Origin of the sequence: Treponema denticola, from assembly GCF_024181645.1 — a bacterium.
GTDB lineage: Bacteria > Spirochaetota > Spirochaetia > Treponematales > Treponemataceae > Treponema_B > Treponema_B denticola_A.
On the sequence record NZ_CP058624.1, the window covers coordinates 347,977 to 369,092 of the forward strand.

Sequence of the window (21,116 nt, forward strand, 5' to 3'; positions counted from 1 at the left end):
GAAGTGATTATGAACTCTAAATTTTTTACGATTTTAGGATGGGTTGCAACCGCAACCGCTATGGCAATGTATGTCTCGTATATTCCGCAAATAAGTAATAATTTAAACGGAATGAAAGGAAATTGGCTTCAGCCCTTGGTTGCTGCAATAAACTGTACTCTTTGGGTAACATACGGGCTTATGAAAAAACCTAAACGGGACTGGCCGATTGCCTTTGCAAATTCACCCGGCATAATTTTCGGTTTGGTTGCCTTTATTACTGCACTTTGAGACTGATTATCCGCATTGCTGCAATGTCTACAATCGCGGATCTACAGCTTCGCTTTCGAGGGCAAGAACTGCAAAGGCACTTTCATGAACTCGCCTTAAAGGTTCTTTTTTTACAAAGCGTTCAAGAGCCTCTACGCCTAAGGCAAATTCCTGCAAGGCTAGGGCTCTTTTTTTTGCTAAGCCCCTTTTCTTTAAACGGTCTAAATTTTCTTTTTCGCAATATTCGGGGCCGTAAATAATACGCAAGTATTCTTTACCACGGCACTTGACTGCCGGCTGAACGAGGCCGTACTTTTCTGCATGGAAAACAAAATCGAAGGGCTTTATTACCATGCCTTCTCCTCCTTTTTGTGTAAGAGATAACCACCAATCTACTGCATCTTTTATTTCATTTTCGTTTTCTACATCAACTATTTTATAGGGTGTAATTTTAAAAAGAGTTTTATCGGCAAGACATATTTCTTTTATGTTTTCCATATGCCATTCGTGATTTTTATCGGTATGCACAGCACCTTCCGTTGCCAAAATATGGAAGGGAGCGAGTTTATAATCATCTATGCTTTTTACTTCCCAACAATAATTACGGTAAGATTCAATAAATTTTTCAACCGAAACTTTTTTTTGAGTAAAAATATTTGATAAGTTTTCTGCTCCTTCAATTCCTCTCAATTTTGTGAGGTTTAAAATTTTTTCCGCTCCCGAAAGAGCGTTTATTGCAGATGAGCCTGTCGCCGCATATTGGTCATGTATAAGACTTTGAGCCTTTACAGACCAAGGCATAAGTTCCGCATCAAGACAAACCCAATCGGTGTTCTGTTTTTCCCAAAAGTTTGAAAGTGTTAAGGCCTTTTGAACCTTTGTTAAAAATTCTTTTTCGATTATTGAATCATTAAAAAAATTTCTTCCCGTGCGTGTATAACAAATACCGAAACCTTCATCTTCAATGCCGAATCTTTTTTCCGCAGTCTGCGTATCTTTGCAAACAACAAGCACAGCTCTGGAGCCCATGTGCTTTTCTTCCAAAATAATTTTTTTAACTCCGCGGCTTTTGTAATAATCGATAGCTTCAATTGGATGCTCTAAAAAATTTTCAAGGCTGCTTGTTTCCGAAGGAGACATGGTGGGCGGAAGATATATAAGCCATTTAGGGTTTACTGCAAAACGGCTGACCGCTTCAAGTGCTGCAATGGACTGTTCTTCTCGGATTAGGATATTGTTTTTTAATCGAGTTTGAATAATTCTTCTGCCTGTTACATCTTCAATATCGAGGAGGTCATCGTTTTCATGCTGCAATGAAAATGAAACTTGGGGTTCGATAGGCCGCACAGGTTCCGAATAAACTTTTTTTGCCTTAACCGATACAAACTCCTCTTCGGGATAACGGAGGGCTGTCAGAGCTCCGCCGAAAACGCAGCCTGTGTCTATGTCAATCGTATTATTCAACCATTGCGGATTCGGAACGGGAGTATGGCCGTAAACAACCTTTGCCCTGCCGCGGTATTCGGATGCCCAATTATATCTTACCGGTAACCCGAACTCATCCGTTTCGCCGGTAGTTTCTCCGTATAAACAAAAAGAGCGTACAGCTCCTGAACCGCGTCCCTGCATTTCTTCTTTTAAACCTGCATGGGCTACAACCAGTTTTCCCGAATCCAAAACATAGTGACTGATTAGGCCGTATAAAAATTCTTTTACATCGTTTTTAAATTCTTCAGATTCGTTTTCGAGCTGCTGAAGGGTTTCTGCAAGTCCGTGTTTTTCCTGTACTGCCTTTCCGTTAAGTTTTTTATGAAGCTTCATATCGTGATTGCCGGGAACACAGAGTGCCGAACCGTTCTGCACCATGCTCATAACAAGTTTTAAAACTTGAGGAGAAGCCGGCCCCCTGTCTACCAAATCGCCTAAAAAAACGGCTGTACGGTTTTCGGGATGGCTTACATTGAAGCCGTAATTTTTTCCGTCATCGTTTACCGAATCTATTTTGTAATTTAGTTTTTGCAAAAGTTCTACAAGCTCATCATAGCAGCCGTGCACATCACCGATAATATCGAATGGGCCGTGCATATCGGTTTTATCGTTATAAAGTTTTTCACGGATAATTTCCGTAACGGAATTTACTTCTTCTTCCGATCTTAGAATATAAAGTTTTTTAAAGCCTTCTTTTTTTAAATTCTTTAACGAATGTTTTAAGTCCTGCATCTGATGTCTTAAAACTCCGGAAGAAATTTTTCTGTCTGTCCTCTCTTCATTTCGTTTTTCACAAAGCTCTTGAGGTAAATCAAAAACAATTGCAACAGGAAGAACATGAAAGGAACGGGCTATGTTGAGAAGTTTTTTTCTTGCTTCCTGCTGAATATTTGTCGCATCTGCAACCGTGAGTAAGCTGTTTTGAAGCCGTTTTGAAAGAATAAAATTAAAAACTTCAAAAGCATCGTTTGTAGCTGATTGATTATTTTCATCATTTGAAACTATACCTCGGCAAATATCGGAAGAAACAATTTCATATTTTTCAAAATGTTTTTGTGCAAAGCTGCTTTTACCGGAGCCTGAAACTCCGACAAGTAAAACCAGTGAAGTCTTGGGTATATTAATCTGCATATTTAAATACCGCCATCTGTGACGGAGCTCCTATATTTTTTTCTTCTTCGCCTACCGGAAAAAATTCTACGGAATAATTATTTTCATCGGCAACTCTTTTTGCCCATGTTTCAAATTCCTTGCGTGTCCATTCAAAACGGTGATCGGTATGCCGCATTTTTCCGCTTGCTAAATTTTCATATTGCACATTGTACTCGCTGTTTGGCGTGGTAAGAACTACGGTACTTGGTCTTGCAAATTTAAAAACGGATTTTTCAAAGGCGGGTAATCTGTTTTCATCCATGTGTTCTATTACTTCAACAACGGCGGCAGCTTCAAAGCCTGAAAATCTTTTATCCCTGTACATAAGTGAACTTTGAAATAAACTAAGCTTTTCTTTTTGTTTGGGCGGCATATCCTCCCAATGCAGTCTTTCCTTGCATTTTGTTAATTCGGAATATGAAACATCCATGCCTGCAATTTTTTCAAATTGTTTTTCTTTTAAAAGAAGCCGTATCAGTTTGCCGTCTCCGCAGCCCAAGTCGATAACGCTTTTTGCTCCGCTCATTTTTAGTTTTTCGGTAACGGCATTTAGTCTTTGGTCATGCAGCCTTTCCTTTTTTTCTTTTTGAAGAGGTGAATCCGATTCTTCTTCAGTTTCGGATTGAGCCGTATTTTCTTCTTCAGCCAGAATATTAAAAGCAGAACGGACAAGCGATTTTATGTTTATCAAATAGCGCGAAACTATTAAATCTTTTGAAGGATGATTTTCAAGCCAGCCTTTTCCTTTTTGCAATAATTTATCGACCTCATCCTGAGTAATAAAATAATGCTTTTCGTTATCTAATACGGGAATTAAAACATAAAGATGAGAAAGTAAATCTTTAATAGGTAATTTATTTTTTAATATGAGAGTAAAATATTTTCCGTAACCCCAGTCGGTAAATTTTGTATCGAGAATATGACGCTCGGCTTCGATACTGTAGCCTAAAGGTTCAAAGAGATTTTTAATTAAAAGCTCGCCGCCGCGGGGAGCGGGAATAACTGAAATCTTTACAGTTAAGGAAAGAGCTTCTTCAACATATTCCGGATGCTCTTTGCAGTTTCCGTTTAAGGCACTTGAAAAGACCTTTGAAATTGCAGAACTCATAAATGAGGAAGCAACATAGGGGCGGTCGTTTACATATTGACCCAGTAAAAATTCCTTTCCCGTAAAATTTTTTGCATTGCGCACCATTCCGACAGGATCGATTTCTAAAAGCAGAGCAGCCGTTGTTTTTTCTTGGGAGTATTCGGGATAAAAAACATGAGCCTTTCCTACCGATAATTCTGCTGTCTGTAATTTATCGGGATGTTTATGCAGCAAAAAACTTAAAATATTCGAGTTATTTCCTTCAGCACTTATTGTTAAAAGCATTTATTCTTCCTTTAAATTTATCATAAACAGTCGGTATTTTAACATATCGCCGATAATTTCACAAGTAAGCGATAAAGGTTCTTTAATTCAATAATTACAGCAAGAAGAATTACAAGGCTTGTGATTTTTATTAAAAAATGATAGAATAAGCCTTAGAGGTAACCTATGGAAAATAAACGGATATTAAATAAAATACATATTACGAATAAAGATTTGAATTTGATTAAAAATGCTGTTGCAGAGGCGGAAAAAACTACAAATGGTGAAATTGCTTTGGCGGTTATTCCTCAAAGTGATTCTTATTCGTTTGTAGAATTGTTTGCTGCCGTCTGCCTAGCCTTTATTTCTTTTTTTGTTATGCTTTATTTCGGAAACGGTATTTGGCAATTACTCGAAACAAAACTTTGGTATCCTTCACCTAAGACTCTTACGACCGTAATCGGGGCAGGTGTTTTCGTTGTAATGCTACTTTTCTTTTTGCTGATAAATATTCCTGCTCTCGATAGATTAATAATTCCAAAAAAAATAAAGGAAGCAAGGGTATATGCAAGAGCTTTAAAACATTTTGTAGAATGCGGAATTTATAAGACTGCCGAAAGAACCGGTATTTTGATCTTTGTTTCTATCCTTGAAAGAAAAGTTTTTATTATCGCAGATTCCGGTATTGCTGAAAAAGTTGAGCAAAACACATGGAACGGTATTTGCGACGTAATAACTGACGGCTTAAAGTCAAAGAATACAACACAGAGTTTTTGCAAGGCTATAGAAGAATGCGGAAAAATCCTTGCGGAACATTTTCCTAAAACGGCAGGAAACCCGAATGAATATCCCGACGGGCTTGTTATTTTGGATAGGTAAATGAAAAAAAATATTAAAAAATTGCTTATTTTTTCTATCTTCCTTTTTACTGCGGCTGTTGATATTTTTTCGCTTAATGTGCCTAAGCTTACAGGGCCTGTAAACGACTTAGCCGGTATTCTATCGGATGATCAAAAGACTGAAATAGAGAATTTTCTTTTTGAAATTGAAAAAAAATCGGATGTGCAAATAGCCGTATTAACTATACCTTCTCTCGAAGGAGAAAATTGTGAAGAATATTCATTGCGTGTTGCAGAAACATGGCAGCTTGGCTCCAAAGAAAAAGATTCGGGTGTGTTGCTCCTTGTTGCCGTAAACGATAAAAAAATGCGTATTGAAGTAGGGTACGGCCTTGAGGCAAGTATTACCGATGCCGCTGCAGGCCGTATTATACGGAATGTAATAGCTCCCGAATTTAAAACAGGGAATTTCGGTAACGGGATATTCCTAGGGGTAAAAGCTATTGCAGGATGTGCCTTACAGGATGAAAGTATGCTGTCCGAAATCAATTCCTCTGATGATGATTCTGACGGCTTTGCTATCATCATCGGACTTACGGCTTTACTTATAATATGGTTTATTTTTTGCAGACTTATTCCGTGCTTTTTCTGGATTTTGTACCGCCTGATAACTTTGAAGGGATTTACCGGTGAGGAATTGGTAACGAATTTATTTACTTCAAGAAGCGTGTTTAAATTTTCAGGTTCTTCGGGAGGCGGAGGCGGTTATTCCGGAGGAGGGGGCAGCTTTGGAGGCGGCGGAGCTTCGGGAAGCTGGTAACGTCATCTGAAGGGGAAATCCGCTTTAGCTTGCTTTTTAGGCTAAAAATTCCTAAAAAATATGTTTTTTTGACTATTTGGTATTGACATTTATTTATACCTATGATATTATAACTCCCGTTGCAAATGCAAAATGGGCTATTAGCTCAGTAGGTAGAGCAACGCCCTTTTAAGGCGTGGGTCTCAGGTTCGAATCCTGAATAGCTCAAAACGGAATCGGTTTATATCGGTTCCGTTTTTTTTTGCCCGATGCCGATGTATTGACAAAGAGGCTGTATAAGTGGTACTATTCTGCTTTAAGTCTAAATTTACATTTTTAGAGGTTTATATGGCTAGTTCAAAAAAGATTGCTGCTTCCATCGGGGGCATTATAGTTTTTGTTTTGGGAGTAATTGCCTTCGTTGCGGCTCCTATGATTACTGATCGGGCTTCTCAAGGTTTTAAAGTCGTCGGTAAATGGGGAAATGTAAGAATTGATAATGGGCCTTCATCTCCTTTTATTGACCAATATCAATTTTTGGCTAATTATGTCGATCGCCAAAAAATGGAGCCGGAAGATGCCCAAATGAAAGAATATTTTTGGAACCAGATTTCATACTTAGCTTTTAGAGCTGCTGTTGTGCAGGTAGCTATGGAGGATGAGGTTATAAATGCAGGATATAGAGTTCCGCAATTCCGTATAAATAAGGATTTAATAAACTATTATTTGGATGAAAACGGCGTTTATTCCGAAAGCAAATATCAGAACACTCCCGAAACTACGCGTGTTACATATCGAAAAGAAATCGAAAAATACATTAAGGACAACCGATATATAGAAGACTTGTTCGGAAACGGAAGCGGGTATGGGCTTAAAACCTCTTCCAAGGAAACAGACTTTATTGTCGATATGGCAAAAAAAGAAAGAAGTTTTAAATATGTTGTTTTTAATTTGAGCCTTTATCCTTCTTCCGAAATCGTAAAATACGGAAAAGAGCACAGCGATCTTTTTACAAGTTATGATTTATCCTTATTAAGTTATCCTACCGAAGAAGAAGCAAAAAAGATGCTGGCATCGATTAAAAGCGGAGAGGTGAGTTTTGAGGATGCGGTTATTTTAAATGCGACAAAGACCTTAACGGATGATAACGGGAAAATTACTTCAAATTATCGAACGGATATAAATAGATATTTTCCCGATAACGAACACCTTAAAGCTGTTTTGACTTTAAAGCCTTCCGATTTGAGTCCGGTCGTTTCAATGCAAAACGGAATGTTCGGAATTGTAAGATGTAATGCAGAACCTTCTCTTCCCGATTTTGAAAGTGAAGCTCTTATTTCAAATATTAGAAATTACATGAACCGAAATGAAAAGGGTATGCTTGAAGATTATGTTCTTCAGACTGCAAATAGATTTGCAGAAGCTGCAAGAACCGCAGGTTTTGAAACGGCTGCTGAAGATTTTGAAGAAACAACTCTAACCGTTGAAACCTCAAACTTGTTCGGTATAAACTATGGGAATGCAAGTTCTCTTCCGTCTCTTCCGTCTCAAGGTATTTTTACCTCGCTTGAAAAAAATGAATCTTTTTTTAAAAAAGCCTTTGCATTAAAGAGCGGAGAAATTTCAGAGCCCATCCTTGCAGGTTCCCAAGTTGCGGTGCTGACTCTTGAAGAAGAAAAAGAAGTTGATGAGTACACTCTTGACCGCACTAAAAAGGATTATCAAAATCAAGCAGGTGCTTGGTTTCCCTATTATCACATAGCGGCTATTATGAGTATGCAGGGTATGAATTATCCTCTTCCGATTGCTCATAAAACCTTTATGGATTATATTTTTACAAATTCCAAATTCCAAGATAATTTTGGGAACCTGTTTAAATAATAATGACTGCAAATAATGAAAAACCTGAGCTCATTCCGATTGACTCAGGTTTTTCGGTTTTATACAAAGGCAAGTACTTATATTCAAAACACTCACCGCAAAAAAATATCCTACAATTAATTTCTTCTATTGTAATTCAAAATGAAACATTGGTTCTTTGTGTATCTCCGGTTTTGGGATACGGATTAAAAGAGCTTTTAGAAAAACTCCCGGCGGATTCTTTTGCCCTCGCTTTGGAAGCTGATGAAAAACTGTTGAAGCTTTCAAAAAATAAAATCGATAAAAATATTTTAGAAGATTCTAAATTTTTATATACGGGAACGGATTCGATAAATATCTTATTAAAGCAGTTTGATGATTTTATTAAAGGAAAAAAAATTAGACGCGTTATAAGAATAGATTTTTCGGGAGGAGCGGCTTTAAATCAATCCTTTTATTCTCAAGCCTTTGATTTTATCTCTCAATATATTTCGCAAATATGGATTAACCGATTAACGCTAATTCAATTCGGCAGAAATTATGCCCGTAATTTTTTTAAAAACTATTATTCGATTTTACGTTCTATTGTAAAGAGCCCTGATAAAAGTTCGGCTTTAAATATAAATTCTTATTTCGGTTATTTAATTGAAAAATCGGTTAATAGACCTATTGTTGTAATAGGAGCAGGACCGTCTCTTGATTCTTCCATTGAATTTATAAAAGAAAACAGGGATAGGTTTTTTGTTCTTGCGGTTGATGCTGCTTTTGCAGGACTTTATCCCGAAATAAGACCTGACGCTGTTGTTTTGCTTGAGTCGCAATATTGGATTCAAAAAGCCTTTATCGGCATTACGGATTTAGATATTCCCATTATCGCGGATTTGACATCGAACCCTTCTTTGCTCGTAAAGTTAAATGGAAATAAGGCTTTTTTCTTTACCGATTATTCCGCGCAAGATTCCTTGGCAAGTTCTTTTTTTTCCGTTTTAAAAGAAAAAAATATTTTACCTTTAAGACTTGAAGCTATGGGCTCGGTGGGGCTTGCTGCCTTAGCCCTTGCCGAAAGATTGGCTTTTGACGATCTTCCTATTTTTCATACAGGTTTGGATTTTTCGTGGGGGCAGGGATTCAGTCATTCAAAATTAAGCTATCAAGTTAAAAATATATTTTCGGATATTTCCAAAATAAAAAGTCTTTACACGGGAGAATCTTTGTTTCCGAATAAGCTTAGTTTTGAAAAAGGTAAAAACGGCAGACTTGCTTTTACTTCTCCCAATTTAAAAAATTACGGAGAGCTTTATAAAAAACTTTTTGCTTCTAAAGAAAGCTTTTTTGATATAGGGCAATCAGGTTTGGAGCTAAATTCAAAAAAAATAAACTTTGATACGGCAAAAAAAATCATAGACGATTTTTATTCGTGCGGAGGGGTTGTTGATTTGAGCTATGAAGCATCTTGTTCTATAAATAAAAATAATAAAAAAAAATTTATAAATTATAATTATGCAGATAAAGAAAAAGCGATAAAAGATTTTTTAATTTCCGAAAAAGAAAAACTTCTTAGGCTCAAAAGTATTTTTATCGGAAAAATAAATTCTTCTGATGCAGAAATTAAAACTCTTCTTTTATCTATGCCTTATCTATATCTTCATTTCCCGGATTATAATTCCTTATCCGAAACCCTCTTGGATAAACATTTTTTATCCCGTGTAAGAATTGAGATAGAATATTTTTTAAAAATACATCTGACAAATGAAAATTTTACCAATTAAGAAAATGCCAAAGCTTTACTAAAATTCATATCGTATAAATTTTTTGTAATGCGGCTATTCATTTCATATGCCCATTGAATTTTTTCTTTTGCTTCATTTATCCAATTATTGTTTTTTCCTATTTTGATGGAGTCCGTTAAATACTTAATAGCCTGATAAAGAGCTTGAGATATTTCAACTACGATTTCATCACCGAAGCCTTTCGACAGAGGATGTGCGCAAAGATAATCCCGTGACCAAAAAATTTTATCTAATCCCATTTTATATAAAAAAAGAGACTTATCCGAAACATGTTCGGCTTTTTTATCTCTGTTAATAAATTTATATTTCCCATTTACTTTCATTTTTTCATATTCATCACTTATTATTGTAGATTCTGCCTTGGAGTTTGTTTTTATATTTGAATACACATGGTTTAAAATCATCATGTATTTATCATATTGAGTCTTATTGTTTGTATACATATCGGGATGATATTTTTTTACAAGAGTATAATATTCTTTTTTTATTTCTTCTTTTGGAATACTTTGTGCTATTGTAATAAATTTTTTTATATCATCCTTAAAATTATCTTGTAATGTCATAAGAATAATTATAATAGAGGATATGTAAATAGTCAATTGGAAATTTAAAAACTTTTGTTCTGAGTTTCGTCCTCTTGATAGTATTTTGCTTGTGCATTCCAAAGTTCATAGTACTTGCCGTTTACATCGGAAACTAGTTCATTATGATTCCCGTATTGAACAAGACTGCCTTCATCCATAACGGCAATTTTATCGCAAAATTTACAAGATGAAAGCCGGTGCGAAATATAGATTGCAGTATTTTTTGAAGTTATATTATCAAAATGTGAATAAATCTCTGCTTCCGAAATAGGGTCGAGGGCTGCCGTAGGTTCATCCAAAATAAATATTTTGCCTCCGTGATAAATTGCGCGTGCCATTGCAATTTTTTGAGCTTCTCCGCCGGATGCTTCAATTCCTCCTATGTCAAAGTTTTGATATAGATAGGCTTCGCCTCCATGCTTTTTATAAAAATCTTCCATACCCGTTTTTAAAAGAGCATCGGCAACCTTTTTTTCGTCATAAGAACTTGAGGCGGAAACATTCTCGCCTAATTTAAGAGACAGTAATTTAAAGTCTTGAAAGACAACCGAGAACACATCTATGTACTCATCATAATCATATTCTTTTATGTTTACTCCGTTTAAAAGTATTTCTCCTTCAGTCGGCTCGTAAAGTCTTACAAGTAATTTGATAAGAGTGGTTTTTCCCGATCCGTTTTTACCAACCATTGCAAGTTTTTGACTTGAATCTATTTTTAGGTTTATATTTTTAAGAGCATATTTATCTCGGTCTGGATATTTAAAACTTATATTTTTTAATTCAAATACGATTGGCTCGTCTTTTTTTATGGAAAGTTTTCCTGAGTATTTTTTTTCGTCTATGTCGAGGAAGTTTAATAATTTTTTACGGGATTTATCTGAAGCAACAAGGGTAGTTAATCCGTCCATGGCTTCAGATATTTGAGCCGAAAAAACGTTTATAGCTCCTATGAAAAAAAAGACTTCACTTAAGGCAATGGAACCGTAAACGGCTTTTAGCCCTACAAATAAAAAAACTAAAAGCAAAAGAGAGCCTTCGAGGAGTTTAGCTGACCCTATAGTACGGGAAAAAAACTTTGCCATAAAATCATGGGTGCTTTTCTGCATTGCAAGATAGGTACCTGTGTATTTTTCGGCTAAGGCCTTATCATATAATCTAATATCCTTTCCCGTCCTATAATCATAAATTAAATTCATATAAGATTTTATATAACGAGCGCTTTTTTTGACTTCTCCCGAAATATGGTCTCCGAATTTTTTATAAATATATTTTGCCAAATAAAAAGAAATTATATTAAAGGCTATCAAGAGAATTAAAAAGGCTGAATTTATAAATGTTCCTGAAAGCCCCATAAACCCTTGGGAATTAAAAAGACCTATAAAAAAATACAAGGCTGCTCCTGCTCCTATAAATCCTCCTACAGAGGTTCCGGTTTTTCTCATAAAATCGCTGTGAGAAAAAACTATAAAGCGTTCAAATTGTTTGATTGAATTTAAATCGTTTTGAAATTCGTTTTGTTCGGTAAGTTCAAAATTTAATCTTAATACTTTAAGAGCTTTTTCCATAGTATGCTTTTTAGAAAAACATTTTAAATGGTACATAAAGCGTTTTTCCAATATTCCTGAAATTATCGATAAAAGCATAAATGCCGTTAAAAGAATAAGGGTCGATCTTAAAACTTCACTCAACAATCTTTGCGATGTTACCGCTTCAATGATTATCTTGGATAAATAGAGAAGGCAGAAAGGCCGCAGGGCCTCTATTATATTAAAAAAGATGCTGCTCCACATTGAGCCCTTCTCTATTTTTTCAAAATAAAAAAACATTCTAAAAAATCTTTTAAGCCTCTTCATTTTCATCTCCTTTATTTTCTTTATAATACTTACTTTGAACATCATACATGTTTCTGTATGTTTTATTTTGATTCATAAGTTCATTATGAGTGCCTTCTTCTATTATTTTTCCGTGTTCCAGTAAAATAATCCTGTCACAAAATTTTGTAGATGCGAGTCTGTGCGAAATAAAAATAGAAGTCTTTTCTTTACTCATTGCATCATATTCTTCATATATTTTACTTTCCGCAATCGGGTCAAGGGCAGCCGTCGGCTCATCCAGAATATTTATTTTTGCATTTTTATAAAGAGCTCTGGCGAGCAGCATCCTTTGATTTTGTCCTCCCGATAAATCGATTGCTTCATCATTGCTTTCCTTTACTAAAATAGTTTGGCTGCCATTCGGGAGACTTGAAACCATTTCATTTAAACCGCTCGAAGTAATTGCATCTTTTAATTTTTCTTCATTTATATTTTCCGTTCCGGCAATATTTGCTGCAAAAGTTTCCGGAAAAATATTTATATCCTGAAATACCGGAGAAAACAAATTATAGTATTCCGTCTTTTTAAAGTCCGTGCTGTTTTTTCCGTCAATTAAAACGGAGCCCTCGGTGGGTTCTAAAAGTCCCATTAAAAGGTGCATGAGCGTTGTTTTTCCCGCCCCGTTAATACCGACAAGAGCTAACTTTTCTCCTGCATCAATTTTTAAATTAAAGTCTTTAAAAATCCATGCTGCGTTTTCCGAATATCTAAAGGAAAGATTTTTAAATTCGATTGAAGGTTTTTCGCTCGTATCATTTACGGTAAGCTCTCCGCCTATTTTTTCATCGGGAGTGTTCAAAAAAATTCTTATTTGACTTAATTCGCTGTTAAATATAATGAGGTTACTTATCTGAAGAACTATAGCGTCCATCCATTTTGAGAATTCCATAACCAAGCCGATAAGAAAAACAAATTGAGAAACGGCAATGGCTCCGGCGTTTAATTGATAAATTAAGTAAATATAGGCAAAAACATCTCTTATAAAAATCATTAAGGCATTTAGAATTTTTCCTCCTGCCTGTACATTCGATTCTGCTCTCAAAAATTTTTTTACTCGTCCGTGATAGTGTTCAAAGTTTTCGATCAGCCAATCTTTCATTTTATAAAGGCGGATGTCTTTTGCAAAGCGTCTGTCTTCCGCCGTTGTAAGAATGTAGCTCTCTTTTTTCTCGTCATCGCCGCGGTCTTCCATGTTTTTTTGTGTGTATTTTCCCGTATAGATTCCGTACAGTAAATTTACGGTTCCTGAAGCCAAGACAATAAATAGAAGAATTAAGTCGATGCTTATAATACCTGAACTGAAGAAAAAAGCTCCTGCAATTGCGGTTAAAAGAAAGGATAAATTAAGTCCGAAAAAATGAAAGGGGCCGCCCGAGCTTCCCGTCATGACTATGTTTTTTACCTTGGTTATTTTTGTTTGCACCTCAGGAGAAATAAGGGTTTGATAGTTAAGCTCAAACATTTTTTTATTTACAGGTACCGAATAAATATGGAATAGAGGGCGGGAGCCTAGAGCCATCAGCTTTGTTTCAAGTACCTGTATGATAATTTTACAGGCTGTTATCAAAAGCCCTGCCGTCAATATGGAAAGTAAAATCGGCTTAGCCTCCGTTCCGGTTTCAATACCCAATATAATGGTTTTCGGAATAAGAATGGTTTGATAAATCATAAAAATACGGATAGGTACCGAAATAAGTATAAAGAAAATACCAGCCGGGAAGGTTTTTAACCAAACTCCTAAGTAATAGAAGATATTGTTAAAAAGGTTTAATTTTGTATCGCTTTTTTCCATAATTTCCTCTCTAAAGTTAAGGTTTATTTTAGACAATGCAAGCGGCATTGTCTAAAAACACTGCGAGTTTGCCTTGCGGGCAAACTTCGCTTGATTGTATGCCGTTTCTCACTTTGTTGCGAAACGGCGGAAAATAAGCAATGCTCAGAAACTGATGTTTCTTCCGCTTGCTTATTTTAATAGGAAGATTTAAATATGTAAGTTTATTCTAACATAGTATTGAAAATCGGTCAAGGGTTTTAATGTTTTATTTATGTTGTAAATTTCTTTTTTTTCTGCTATACTATTCTTATGAGTACGATTAGAAAAATGCCCATAGGCGTTCAAAGTTTTGAGGTTCTACGAAAAGAAAGTTTTGTCTATGTAGATAAAACGGAGCTTATTTGGAGATTAGTAAACGAAAGCCGAGTCCACTTTTTAAGCCGTCCGCGCCGCTTTGGGAAAAGCCTTTTGCTTTCCACTCTAAAAGCCTACTTCCTCGGTCAAAAAGAACTCTTCAAGGCCTTAGCGATTGAGAAATTTGAAGAAGCCGAAAAAAGAAAACGTGAAATCTGGCAGGAATATCCGGTACTCTATTTGGATTTTAATGCCGAAAGCTATATGGATATAAAGAGCCTTGAAACCGTTTTAAATACTCATCTTTCCTTATGGGAAAAAGACTATGGAAGGGAAGCTGCAGAGACCACTTTTGCGAGCCGCTTTGCAGGTCTTATCCGCCGCTCTTATGAAAAAACCGGTAAGCAGGCTGTTATTCTAATCGACGAGTACGATAAGCCCCTTCTTCAAACTATGTGGAAGGATGAAGCCTTAAATGAAACCTACCGCACAATTCTTAAAGGTTTTTTTGGAGTTATAAAAAGTGCAGACCAATACCTCCGCTTTGCCTTTTTAACCGGAGTTACGAAGTTCAGCAAGGTAAGCATATTCAGCGATTTAAACAACTTACGGGATTTAAGCCTATTGTCGGATTACTCAGGAATCTGCGGTATCTCGCAAGAAGAACTTGAAGCCGATTTTAAGCCTGAGATTGAAGCCCTCGCAGAAAATAATAGCTTGACTTATGAAGATGCTCTTGCAAAATTAAAACAAAGATATGACGGCTACCTTTTTGCAAGAAAGGGAAAGGCAATGTATAATCCTTTCAGCCTTTTAAATGTTTTTGCTTCCCGAGAATTTTCAAGCTATTGGTTTGCAACCGGCACACCGACATTCTTGGTCGAATACTTAAAAAAGGCTTATTACAATATTCCCGACCTTGACGGAAATGTAAAGATGAATGAGACAGGTTTAGAATCCTACCGAGCAGATGCAATAAATCCCTTGCCCATTCTTTTTCAATCGGGGTATCTGACAATTAAAGATTATAACGATTTTTCAAGATTGTACCGCTTGGGCTTTCCGAATGATGAAGTGCGTTACGGATTTTTGGATAATTTGCTTCCGGCTTACACTTCAATAAGAACCGATAAAACGGGGCTTTCGATTTGGGAATTTTACGAGCAAATTGAGGCCGGAGATGTAGACGGCTTTATGCAAAAGATGAAGGGAATAATTTCAGGAATACCCTACGACAATTTAACCGAAAAAGATTTAGCCTTACGGGAACAAAACTATCAGACAGCGGTTTATCTTGTCTTTGCATTGATGAACCAGTTTGTGCATACTGAAGTTCATTGTGCAACAGGCAGGGCTGATTGTGTTGTAGAATTCAAAGATAAGGTTTATATTTTTGAGTTTAAGCTTACCTCAAACGAAACGGCGGAGAATGCCGTAAAACAAATCAAAGAGAAAAATTATGCAGACAGGTACTCAGGCAGCGGTAAAAAAATTATAGCAATCGGTTCTAGTTTTGACGAAGAAAAAAGGACTATCAAAGATTGGATGACCTCGGCTATAGTTTAAATGAGGTAATGCCTTAATACTCAATTTTTATCTCAATCTTTTACGCCTACTTGAAGTCTTTTTAAATTGAATGTATAGTAATTATTAATATATTGAGTATGTTTCCCAATAAATTTTTATTTTGAGAGAGAGTATGAGTCAAACTTGTAATCATGAATGTGAAGGTTGTAATTTAACCTGTGATGAAAGAACTGCTGCGCCGAATAGTTTTATTGAGAGCCCGAATAAACTCAGCAGCATTAAAAAAGTTATCGCAATTATAAGCGGTAAGGGCGGAGTAGGGAAATCTCTTATTACTTCCTTATCTGCGGTACAATCCCAAAAAAAAGGTTATCAATGTGCTATCCTTGATGCCGATATTACAGGGCCGTCTATTCCTAAAGCTTTCGGAATATCCGAAACTGTTGTAGGAAACGATTCGGGGATTTTTCCTGCAAAGACTAAAACCGGAATTGATATTATGTCGGTTAATCTGCTTCTTGAAAACGAAACCGATCCTGTCATATGGAGAGGACCTGTAATTGCCGGCACTGTAAAACAATTTTGGACGGATGTTATTTGGAAAGATATTGATTTTATGTTTATCGATATGCCTCCCGGAACCGGCGATGTGCCTCTTACCGTTTTCCAATCTATACCTGTAGACGGTATTATTGTGGCGACTTCTCCTCAGGAACTTGTTTCAATGATAGTTGCCAAGGCTGTCAATATGGCAAAAAAGATGAACATACCCATAATCGGTTTGGTTGAAAACTTCTCGTACTTTACTTGTCCCGATAACGGAAAAGATTATCATATTTTCGGAGAAAGCGGCATTGATGAAATAGCCTTAGAATACGGTATTCCGGTTCTTGCAAAACTTCCTATTGATCCTGAAATTGCGAAGGCTTGCGATAAAGGCAAAATAGAAAACATTGATGCACCATGGTTCAATCCTATTGTTGAATGTATTGCAAAACTTTAATTAAATAGGAATGTTTATTTTAAGGAACGCATATGGCAAAAAAGAAAACCGGAGACCTTGCACACCGCTGCAACAAATGCGGTTACACTCAAGCCCGCTGGCTCGGCCGATGTCCCGAATGCGGCGAATGGAACACTTTTGAAGAAGTTACAATCAATCAAGATTATTCCGCAGCCGAAAGGAGCATTGCAGAAAAATTTGTAAAAGAAGCTCATTCCGTTCCTCTTGATGCTATTGAAGCAAATGATGCCGTCCGCCTTTCTACGGGGATTGCGGAATTTGACAGGGTGCTGGGCGGAGGTGCCGTAAAGCGTTCGGCAATTTTGATCGGAGGGGAGCCGGGTATAGGAAAATCGACCCTGCTCTTACAAGCAGCTTCGGCCTCTTCTTCGGGTTCCGTAAAAAAAGTTCTCTATGTTTCGGGAGAAGAATCTGGCGGGCAAATCCGTTCCCGTGCCGATAGGCTGAATCTTCCTTTAAAAAATATTGAACTTTTATGCACTTGCAGGTTGGAAGATGTAGAGAGGGTTTTAAACAAAGTAAATCCCGTTTTTGTCATAATCGATTCAATTCAAACTATGTATTCCGCAGATGCCGGAGCCGTTCCGGGAACTATAAATCAGTTAAAGCTATGTGCTCACGAACTTGTATCTTGGGTTAAAGAGAGGGACAGCGTTTTATTTTTAACTGCCCATGTAACAAAGGACGGAAACATAGCGGGGCCTAAGGTTCTCGAACACCTCGTGGATACGGTCATTTCCTTTGAGAGAACAGAGGACGATGTGCGTTTTTTGCGTGCCCTAAAAAACAGGTTCGGTTCGGTTGACGAGCTTGGAATTTTCTCGATGGATGAAAGCGGTTTAAAAGCCATAGATGACCCGTCTTCATTATTTATTACCAATCGGACCGGGCCCCTGCCTGCGGGCTCCGCTGCCGTTCCCGTCTGCGAGGGGAGCCGTGTTTTTATGGTAGAAATACAGGCCCTTACAGTTCCTGCCAAGGGTGCGGTTACAAGGGTCTTTTCGGACAAGATAGATTCTGCCCGCGTCAGCCGCATCGCCGCCGTTTTAGAAAAAAGAATAGGCTTACAATTTTCGGATCAAGATATTTATGTAAACGTTGCAGGAGGCATAAGGCTTAAAGAACCCGCCGCCGACCTCGCCATAGCACTTGCTCTTTATTCCGCCCGTGCAAATATACCTGCCCAAAAAGAAGGAGCCTACATTGGCGAATTGAGCCTCGCAGGAGAAATCCGAAGCGTCAAAAAATTAAAGCAAAGAATCAAAACAGCCCAAAGCATGGGCTTTACAAAAGTCGTCTCGCCTCCTCCTTCCGATTCCGAAGCCGGAGACATAAACACCTCACAGCTTTTTAAGGCAGAAGATTTAAGCTCGGCAATAAAGAAGGTGTTTGGCGGCTGAGCCGTAAAACGGTTGATATTTGTGTGGAAACATGCTATACTGTACCGTAATGAAAGACAAAGGCCCCGACAGCAGTTACAATCATTCTCATAAAAAAATTACAAAAAGTTTTGAAAAAGCTCTTGACATAAAGTACCGCATAGGGCAAAATTCACAGCTTCACAGCTTCACAGCTTCACAGCTTCACAGCTTCACAGCTTCACAGCTTCACAGCTTCACAGCTTCACAGCTTCACAGCTTCACAGCTTCACAGCTTCACAGCTAAGGCCTTATCATGCCTAAATGAAATTTTCACAATAAAGACAATTACTCAAATCATGCCCAAAGACAGCCTGTCAGTCAAATATCGGCTTTCTGTCCTTGGGCTTTTTTTATATATTCGGATGTTGAAAAGCCTATTAAGGCCTTTCAACTCACGCCAACATCCCCGAACATCTTGTTCAGAAAAATGGGGTTCTTAGGGGCAAAGCCCATAAGCCGCACTTTTCTTTTTTCGGGGTTATAGGGGTGCTTCTTTCTTTTGTCGGAAAAAAGAAAAAAGCACCCCTAACCGGGGGATTTTTAAGGGGGCACCCCCTTAAACTACAGGAGGAAGATATGGCTAAAAAGAAATTTGTTTGGGAAGTGCACTTGCGCCCCAACACCTTGACCAAGGACAACGACAGGGACTGCATAGCGGATGTTCATGCACATGCTGCTACGCAGAGAAATGAGGACATTGCAGAAATGATCACCAAAGAACGCTCGGAATTCCGCAAGGAAACAATTATCAACATTCTCAACATGAGGGATAAGGCTGTAAAAGACCTTATCCAAGAAGGTTTGAGTTTTATGGACGGTCTTGTACAAATTAGCCCGCGTGTATCGGGTGTATGGGAGACGGAAAATTCTTCTTACGATGAAAAAATACACAAGCGTACCGTCGACCTAATCCCGACTGCGGATTTACGCACAACCCTTGATGCAATTGGTGTTAAAGTGCTGGGTGCAAAAGAAGAAACTGCCCGCATTACCGAAATAACCGATACCGCGACCGGCTTAAAAGACGGCTCTCTCACAATCGGCGATGATATTATAATCGAGGGAAGTAAAATCAAGGTAGACGAAACCGATCCGGCTCAAGGTGTATTTTTTAAAGCCGCAGACGGCACCGAATACAAGACTAACCGCCGGCTTTCAGTTAATAACCCTAGCCAAATCATCGCCCGCGTACCTAAAGAAGTACCGGAAGGAAAGGTAGAAGTAATGGTGCGGACTAAATTCAGCACAGGCAATAAAACTCTTTTGCAAATACGCGAAATAGTATACGGCTATCCTTGCAAGGCAAAGGCATAGGAAGTTTTAGGAAAGGCATTTTCCCCGCTAAGGGAAGGGTTCATTCCCCGTACAGGGAAGTCCCCTTTCCCCGAGCGGGGAATGACCGGTTTACTGTACGGTGAAGACCTTATTCAGAATTAATGGATTTTTCCTTTATAAACAGCATATCATTTTTTAGGAGAAAATATATGATAAAATTAAATTTGAACAAGAGCTCAGCCGCTTCAAGCGGCAGGCTCTGTGCACTGAAAAGAGCGGCGGTGCTCATCATAGCCGCAATATTGGCAGCAGCGCTGCTTTTTACCGGCTGTAACCAACCGTCAGGCAGCAGTTCGGGAGGTAACTCCGGAGGAGGCAACTCAGGTAACTCCGGCAATTCCGGCGGAGGCGGTAACTCAGGTGGAGGAGGCGGAACGCCGCCTCCTACCGACAAAACCTATATGGTTGACGGTGTAAGCTTTACGATGAAGGGCATTGCCGCCGTGACGAAAGGAAGCGTAGGGCACGCCAATGAGAGCAATAATGAACCGCACACGGTAAGTCTTACTGGCTACCGGATAGGAGAAACGGAAGTAACGCAGGAGTTGTTGAAAAAGGTGATGGGTACTAATCCGAGCAATTATAAAGATGCTAAAAATCCTGTTGAGAATGTAAGTTGGTATTATTGTATAGCGTTCTGCAATGAACTAACGAAAAAAGTGCCGGAATTGGGAGAAAGTCAGTGTGTGTATTACATTGACGCCTCTTTTGATACCATATATACGACGGAACATGCTGCAAGTAATAAGGTGCCGTATGCAAAATGGAGCGCAAAAGGCTTCCGCTTACCGACGGAGGCTGAATGGGAATGGGCCGCAATGGGCGGTACAAACGACAAATGGGCGGGAACGGATACAGAAAACGAGCTGGTTAACTATGCGTGGTACAATACAAATGGCGGTAATAAAACGCATAAAGTAAAAGATAGGCAGCCGAACAGGTACGGGCTCTATGACATGAGCGGGAACATATTGGAATGGTGCTGGGACACGTATAGTACTAACACGCCTATGGGCGGGCAGGATCCTACGGGCGATGATTTTGGTAGTAGCAGCCGCGTCCTGCGCGGTGGTAGCTACGACTTCGGTGCGGGTGACGCCGCTCGTGCTTGTCGGTCCTTCGCCTTCGCGGGCGAGCACCACCGCGATCTGGGCTTGCGTGTGGTCTCGCGTCCCTAGAGCTCACACATTTTGCCTATGAGGTACTCAAAATCGGACATCTGTGTCCGATTTTGAGTTTCGAGTTTTGAAAAAGTCAGTAATAGTGCAGACCCTAAATTCCCTAAAATGTAGTTTAAGCTGCCGGTTTTAATAAACCTGTTTCAAATAGCTCCCGATAAATCGCAGGAGGATAACCTTTCGGATTCATTGTTGTAATCCTTCGTCGGTTGTAGTACACAATAAACCTCCAGACGATTTTCTTTACTTCTTCCCTTTTCAATTTTGTTGTATCTATGCGGTATAGGCCTTCCATCTTTACACGGAAATGAGTGTTATATCGGTCAGCCATTTTTTGTTAGGAGCGTCTGCGCTAAAGTCCCCTTTCAAAAGATTTTCAGGTCTTTGAGTCTTTCTGTCGGCTTTGGTAAGCCCATCAGGACTTCTTCAGCTCTTGTGAAAGAATCTTGTGTATTTCGACCAGAAGAAGTTGCCAGTGTTTCATCTTTGTGCGGTTCCGCTTCCACTTGTAAAA

The 21,116-nt window shown here is 38.3% G+C and carries 17 protein-coding genes and 1 tRNA gene; 12 read left to right on the top strand and 6 right to left on the bottom strand.

Translation table 11 applies throughout. From position 1 onward, the window contains the following. The first annotated feature begins 9 nt into the window (after window positions 1-9). A complete protein-coding gene (locus tag HO345_RS01630; protein ID WP_002667363.1) occupies window positions 10-270 on the top strand; it encodes a SemiSWEET family transporter in 261 nt (86 codons plus the stop codon). Between the two features lie 27 nt (window positions 271-297). On the opposite strand, the gene HO345_RS01635 is transcribed toward HO345_RS01630, so the two are convergent. Together HO345_RS01635 and HO345_RS01640 are read right to left on the bottom strand one after the other, a co-directional pair. Beyond that, window positions 298-2,868 (bottom strand): polynucleotide kinase-phosphatase, encoded by a 2,571-nt coding sequence (locus HO345_RS01635; RefSeq protein WP_253683537.1) that lies wholly within the window; start codon window positions 2,866-2,868, stop codon window positions 298-300. Continuing rightward, window positions 2,858-4,264, bottom strand: coding sequence for a 3' terminal RNA ribose 2'-O-methyltransferase Hen1 (locus HO345_RS01640; protein ID WP_010695079.1), 1,407 nt, complete (start codon window positions 4,262-4,264; stop codon window positions 2,858-2,860). The genes HO345_RS01635 and HO345_RS01640 overlap by 11 nt, the downstream gene beginning before the upstream one ends. A gap of 165 nt (window positions 4,265-4,429) precedes the next feature. On the opposite strand from HO345_RS01640, the gene HO345_RS01645 reads away from it, so the two are divergent. The 5 genes from HO345_RS01645 (at window position 4,430) to HO345_RS01665 (ending at window position 9,510) form a co-directional block, all read left to right on the top strand. Next, complete coding sequence (locus HO345_RS01645) at window positions 4,430-5,122, top strand: TPM domain-containing protein (protein ID WP_010695080.1); 693 nt, start codon at window positions 4,430-4,432, stop codon at window positions 5,120-5,122. Then, complete coding sequence (locus HO345_RS01650; RefSeq protein WP_253683538.1) at window positions 5,123-5,902, top strand: TPM domain-containing protein; 780 nt, start codon at window positions 5,123-5,125, stop codon at window positions 5,900-5,902. It abuts the gene before it with no gap. Window positions 5,903-6,036: 134 nt separating this feature from the next. After that, window positions 6,037-6,109 (top strand) — tRNA-Lys (locus HO345_RS01655). A 120-nt stretch (window positions 6,110-6,229) separates the two neighbouring features. Next, window positions 6,230-7,762 (top strand): peptidyl-prolyl cis-trans isomerase, encoded by a 1,533-nt coding sequence (locus HO345_RS01660; RefSeq protein WP_253683539.1) that lies wholly within the window; start codon window positions 6,230-6,232, stop codon window positions 7,760-7,762. A gap of 2 nt (window positions 7,763-7,764) precedes the next feature. Beyond that, a complete protein-coding gene (locus tag HO345_RS01665) occupies window positions 7,765-9,510 on the top strand; it encodes a 6-hydroxymethylpterin diphosphokinase MptE-like protein (RefSeq protein WP_253683540.1) in 1,746 nt (581 codons plus the stop codon). On the opposite strand, the gene HO345_RS01670 is transcribed toward HO345_RS01665, so the two are convergent. From HO345_RS01670 to HO345_RS01680, 3 genes are read right to left on the bottom strand one after another with little or no spacing between them, the layout of a single operon-like run. Next, window positions 9,507-10,094, bottom strand: coding sequence for a J domain-containing protein (locus HO345_RS01670; protein WP_253683541.1), 588 nt, complete (start codon window positions 10,092-10,094; stop codon window positions 9,507-9,509). The two genes, HO345_RS01665 and HO345_RS01670, sit on opposite strands and share 4 nt — an antisense overlap. A 44-nt stretch (window positions 10,095-10,138) precedes the next feature. Beyond that, a complete protein-coding gene (locus tag HO345_RS01675; protein WP_253683542.1) occupies window positions 10,139-11,968 on the bottom strand; it encodes an ATP-binding cassette domain-containing protein in 1,830 nt (609 codons plus the stop codon). Next, window positions 11,955-13,781 carry an ABC transporter ATP-binding protein gene (locus HO345_RS01680; RefSeq protein WP_253683543.1) on the bottom strand — a complete coding sequence of 609 codons (1,827 nt, stop codon included), beginning with the start codon at window positions 13,779-13,781 and terminating at the stop codon, window positions 11,955-11,957. Before HO345_RS01680 ends, HO345_RS01675 begins: the two co-directional genes overlap by 14 nt. Before the next feature lie 291 nt (window positions 13,782-14,072). On the opposite strand from HO345_RS01680, the gene HO345_RS01685 reads away from it, so the two are divergent. From HO345_RS01685 to HO345_RS01710, 6 genes are all read left to right on the top strand, one after another. Then, window positions 14,073-15,683 (top strand): ATP-binding protein, encoded by a 1,611-nt coding sequence (locus tag HO345_RS01685; protein ID WP_253683544.1) that lies wholly within the window; start codon window positions 14,073-14,075, stop codon window positions 15,681-15,683. A gap of 133 nt (window positions 15,684-15,816) precedes the next feature. Next, a complete protein-coding gene (locus HO345_RS01690) occupies window positions 15,817-16,647 on the top strand; it encodes an Mrp/NBP35 family ATP-binding protein (RefSeq protein ID WP_002667387.1) in 831 nt (276 codons plus the stop codon). Window positions 16,648-16,679: 32 nt separating this feature from the next. Continuing rightward, window positions 16,680-18,068 (top strand): DNA repair protein RadA, encoded by a 1,389-nt coding sequence (gene radA, locus HO345_RS01695; RefSeq protein WP_253683545.1) that lies wholly within the window; start codon window positions 16,680-16,682, stop codon window positions 18,066-18,068. 49 nt (window positions 18,069-18,117) lie between these two features. Then, a complete protein-coding gene (locus tag HO345_RS01700) occupies window positions 18,118-18,333 on the top strand; it encodes a hypothetical protein (RefSeq protein ID WP_253683546.1) in 216 nt (71 codons plus the stop codon). A 359-nt stretch (window positions 18,334-18,692) separates the two neighbouring features. After that, window positions 18,693-19,403 (top strand): DUF4469 domain-containing protein, encoded by a 711-nt coding sequence (locus tag HO345_RS01705; RefSeq protein ID WP_436411229.1) that lies wholly within the window; start codon window positions 18,693-18,695, stop codon window positions 19,401-19,403. 170 nt (window positions 19,404-19,573) lie between these two features. Further along, window positions 19,574-20,602, top strand: coding sequence for a formylglycine-generating enzyme family protein (locus tag HO345_RS01710; protein ID WP_253683548.1), 1,029 nt, complete (start codon window positions 19,574-19,576; stop codon window positions 20,600-20,602). 115 nt (window positions 20,603-20,717) lie between these two features. Here HO345_RS01710 and HO345_RS01715 read toward each other — a convergent pair whose 3' ends face one another. Further along, entirely contained in the window at window positions 20,718-20,933 is a 216-nt protein-coding gene (locus HO345_RS01715; protein WP_044957704.1) for a hypothetical protein, read from the bottom strand. Window positions 20,934-21,116 lie beyond the last annotated feature (183 nt).

Coding starts and splice junctions, on each gene's coding strand:
- HO345_RS01700 (WP_253683546.1), top strand. CDS start 18,118: ATGAAAGACAAAGGCCCCGACAGCAGTTACAATCATTCTCATAAAAAA.
- HO345_RS01680 (WP_253683543.1), bottom strand. CDS start 13,781: ATGGAAAAAAGCGATACAAAATTAAACCTTTTTAACAATATCTTCTAT.
- HO345_RS01650 (WP_253683538.1), top strand. CDS start 5,123: ATGAAAAAAAATATTAAAAAATTGCTTATTTTTTCTATCTTCCTTTTT.
- HO345_RS01690 (WP_002667387.1), top strand. CDS start 15,817: ATGAGTCAAACTTGTAATCATGAATGTGAAGGTTGTAATTTAACCTGT.
- HO345_RS01640 (WP_010695079.1), bottom strand. CDS start 4,264: ATGCTTTTAACAATAAGTGCTGAAGGAAATAACTCGAATATTTTAAGT.
- HO345_RS01665 (WP_253683540.1), top strand. CDS start 7,765: ATGACTGCAAATAATGAAAAACCTGAGCTCATTCCGATTGACTCAGGT.
- HO345_RS01715 (WP_044957704.1), bottom strand. CDS start 20,933: ATGGCTGACCGATATAACACTCATTTCCGTGTAAAGATGGAAGGCCTA.
- HO345_RS01635 (WP_253683537.1), bottom strand. CDS start 2,868: ATGCAGATTAATATACCCAAGACTTCACTGGTTTTACTTGTCGGAGTT.
- HO345_RS01670 (WP_253683541.1), bottom strand. CDS start 10,094: ATGACATTACAAGATAATTTTAAGGATGATATAAAAAAATTTATTACA.
- HO345_RS01645 (WP_010695080.1), top strand. CDS start 4,430: ATGGAAAATAAACGGATATTAAATAAAATACATATTACGAATAAAGAT.
- HO345_RS01630 (WP_002667363.1), top strand. CDS start 10: ATGAACTCTAAATTTTTTACGATTTTAGGATGGGTTGCAACCGCAACC.
- HO345_RS01685 (WP_253683544.1), top strand. CDS start 14,073: ATGAGTACGATTAGAAAAATGCCCATAGGCGTTCAAAGTTTTGAGGTT.
- HO345_RS01710 (WP_253683548.1), top strand. CDS start 19,574: ATGATAAAATTAAATTTGAACAAGAGCTCAGCCGCTTCAAGCGGCAGG.
- HO345_RS01675 (WP_253683542.1), bottom strand. CDS start 11,968: ATGAAGAGGCTTAAAAGATTTTTTAGAATGTTTTTTTATTTTGAAAAA.
- radA (WP_253683545.1), top strand. CDS start 16,680: ATGGCAAAAAAGAAAACCGGAGACCTTGCACACCGCTGCAACAAATGC.
- HO345_RS01660 (WP_253683539.1), top strand. CDS start 6,230: ATGGCTAGTTCAAAAAAGATTGCTGCTTCCATCGGGGGCATTATAGTT.